The organism is Salipiger sp. HF18, assembly GCF_011806505.1.
Lineage (GTDB): Bacteria > Pseudomonadota > Alphaproteobacteria > Rhodobacterales > Rhodobacteraceae > Salipiger > Salipiger thiooxidans.
This window is the reverse complement of the sequence record NZ_JAATOS010000462.1, coordinates 1-3,122: the sequence shown is the minus strand read 5'-3', so window position 1 is coordinate 3,122 and position 3,122 is coordinate 1. Positions and strand designations below refer to the sequence as shown.

The following is a 3,122-nucleotide window of genomic DNA, read 5'->3' as shown; positions in this document are numbered from 1 at the left end:
CTGGGTGTTCTGGGACAACCACAAGCTCTCGAGCCAGGCCGGAATGACGCGCTTCCTGATGAACTTCCTGCCCGAGGACAAGCGCCCGGAGGCGGTGATCCCCTTCATGCAGGGCCGCCTCAAGGCCGCCTACGAGGTCCTGAACAGGCATCTCGACGGCCGCGACTGGATCGTGGGCGCGGCCCCGACCAACGCCGATTTCTCGTGCTGCGGCTACCTGTTCTATCCCGAGCCCTTCGGCTTCACCCGCGCCGACTGGCCCCATATCGACCGCTGGCTCTCGAACATCGAGGCGCTGGACGGATGGAAACACCCATACGACCTGATGCCCGGCTCCCCTGCGGACCGGGCGTGATATCAGGCAAGACGGAGGAGACACGATGACCGACGCTTATATCTACGACGCCATCCGCACGCCGCGGGGCAAGGGCCGCAAGGACGGCGCCCTGCACGAGGTGACCTCGCTGCGGCTCTCGGCGCTGACCCTGAACGCCTTGAAGGAGCGCAACGATCTCGACGGCCACGCGGTCGAGGACGTGATCTGGGGCAACGTCACCCAGGTCGGCGAACAGGGCGGCTGCCTCGCGCGCTCCGCCGTGCTGGCCTCTGATCTCGACGAGCGCATCCCCGGGCTTTCGATCAACCGCTTCTGCGCCTCGGGCATGGAGGCGGTGAACCTCGCCGCCAACCAGGTCAGGGCCGGTGCAGGTGACGCCTACATCGCCGGAGGAGTCGAGATGATGGGTCGCGTCGCCATGGGCTCGGACGGGGCGGCGATTGCCGTCGACCCGAGCCTTGCCATGAAGGTCTATTTCGTGCCGCAGGGCATCTCGGCCGACATCATCGCCACCGAGTACGGCTTCAGCCGCGACGACGCCGACGCGCTGGCGGTGGAAAGCCAGCGCCGCGCCGCCGCCGCCTGGGAGGCTGGCCGCTTCGACAAATCGGTGATCACCGTGCGCGACCAGAATGGCGTCGCGATCCTCGACCGGGACGAATACATGCGCCCCGGCACCGACATGCAGTCGCTGGGCGCGCTCAAGCCCTCGTTCAAGGAGATGGGCGAGGTCATGCCCGGCTTCGACCAGCTCGCGCTGATGAAGTACCCGCATCTCGAGAAGATCGAGCACATCCACCACGCGGGCAATTCCTCGGGCATCGTCGACGGCGCCGCCGCCGTGCTCATCGGCAGCAAGGAATTCGGCGAGGCGCGCGGCCTGAAGCCCCGCGCCCGCATCCGCGCCACCGCCAAGATCGGCACCGATCCCACCATCATGCTCACCGGTCCTGTTCCCGTGACCGAGAAGATCCTCGCCGACAACGGCATGGCGATCTCGGACATCGACCTCTTCGAGGTCAACGAGGCCTTCGCCAGCGTGGTGTTGCGCTTCATGCAGCGCTTCGACGTGGACCACTCGAAGGTCAACGTGAACGGCGGTTCCATCGCCATGGGCCACCCGCTGGGCGCCACCGGGGCCATCATCATCGGCACCCTGCTCGACGAGCTCGAGCGTTCGGACAAGGAGGTGGGGCTCGCCACGCTCTGCATCGCGTCCGGCATGGGCGCCGCCACGATCATCGAGCGCGTGTAAGGGGGAGGCACCGACATGACCACAGACTTCACCATGGACACCGGCGCCGACGGCGTCGCGATCATCACCTGGGACACCCCCGGCAAGAGCATGAACGTCATGAGCATCGAGGGCTTCCGCCAGCTCGACGGCTTCATCGACGCGGCCCTTGCCGACGAGGCCGTGAAAGGCATCGTCATCACCTCGGGCAAGGCGGGCAGCTTCGCCGGAGGCATGGATCTCAATGTGCTCGCCAAGATGCGCAAGGACGGCGGTGACGATCCGGCATCCAGCATCTTCGCCGGGATCATGCAGATCCACAGCATCCTGCGGAAGATCGAGCGCGCCGGGATGGACGACAGGAACAAGGGCGGCAAGCCCATCGCCTGCGTGCTGCCCGGCACCGCGCTCGGGATCGGTTTCGAGATCCCGCTGGCCTGCCACCGGATCTTTGCCGCCGACAACCCCAAGGCCAAGATCGGCCTGCCCGAGATCATGGTCGGCATCTTCCCCGGCGCCGGCGGCACAACGCGGCTGTCGCGCAAGCTGGGCGCCATGGCGGCCTCGCCCTTCCTGCTCGAGGGCAAGCTCAGCGATCCGAAGAAGGCCAAGGCCGCGGGGCTGATCGACGAGGTCTGCGACGACCCCCTCGCCGCCGCAAAGGATTGGGTGCTCAGCGCCAAGCCCGCCGACATCGTGAAGACTTGGGACGAGAAGGGCTACAAGATGCCCGGCGGCGCCCCCTACCACCCGGCGGGCTTCATGACCTTCGTCGGCGCCTCGGCCATGGTCAACGGCAAGACCAAGGGCGTCTACCCCGCTGCCAAGGCCATGCTCTCGGCGGTCTACGAGGGTGCGCTGGTGCCCTTCGACACGGCGCTGAAGATTGAGGCGCGCTGGTTCACCTCGGTGCTGCTGAACCCGTCGTCGAGCGCCATGATCCGGTCGCTCTTCATCAACAAGGAAGCGCTCGAGAAGGGCGCCAACCGGCCGCAGGTCCCAGACCAGCGGGTGAAGAAGGTGGGCGTGCTCGGCGCCGGCATGATGGGCGCCGGCATCACGCTGGTCTCGGCCATGGCGGGGATCGAGGTGGTGCTGCTCGACCAGTCGAAGGAGGCCGCCGAGAAGGGCCGCGCCTACACCGCGGGCTACATGGACAAGGGCATCGCCCGCAAGAAGGCCACCCCCGAGAAGAAGGAGGCCGCGCTCGCGCTCATCACCGCGACCGACGACTATGCCGATCTCGCGGGCTGCGACCTGATCGTGGAGGCGGTGTTCGAGGACCCGAAGGTCAAGGCCGAGGTCACCAAGAAGGTGCTCGCGCACGTGGGCCCGGACTGCATCTTCGCCACCAACACCTCGACCCTGCCGATCACGGAGCTCGCCAAGGCCTCGTCCAGCCCCGAGCAGTTCATCGGCATCCACTTTTTCTCGCCTGTCGAGAAGATGATGCTGGTTGAGATCATCAAGGGTCGCGAGACCGGTCAGGTGGCCGTGGCCAAGGCGCTCGACTTCGTGCGCCAGATCCGCAAGACGCCCATCGTGGTCAAC

3 protein-coding genes are annotated in these 3,122 nt (G+C 66.8%); all 3 read left to right on the top strand.

Annotated features, from left to right (window positions below; translation table 11 throughout):
- Nucleotides 1-355 (top strand): glutathione S-transferase family protein (locus HC022_RS22455; RefSeq protein WP_175583695.1); only part of this gene is annotated, 355 nt, incomplete at its 5' end.
- Nucleotides 356-380: 25 nt separating this feature from the next.
- Nucleotides 381-1,592: an acetyl-CoA C-acetyltransferase gene (locus tag HC022_RS22450; RefSeq protein ID WP_167453880.1), complete on the top strand. Its 1,212-nt coding sequence runs from the start codon at nt 381-383 to the stop codon at nt 1,590-1,592.
- 15 nt (nt 1,593-1,607) lie between these two features.
- Nucleotides 1,608-3,122, top strand: a 1,515-nt coding sequence (locus tag HC022_RS22445) for a 3-hydroxyacyl-CoA dehydrogenase NAD-binding domain-containing protein (RefSeq protein ID WP_167453879.1), incomplete at its 3' end; no start/stop codon positions are given.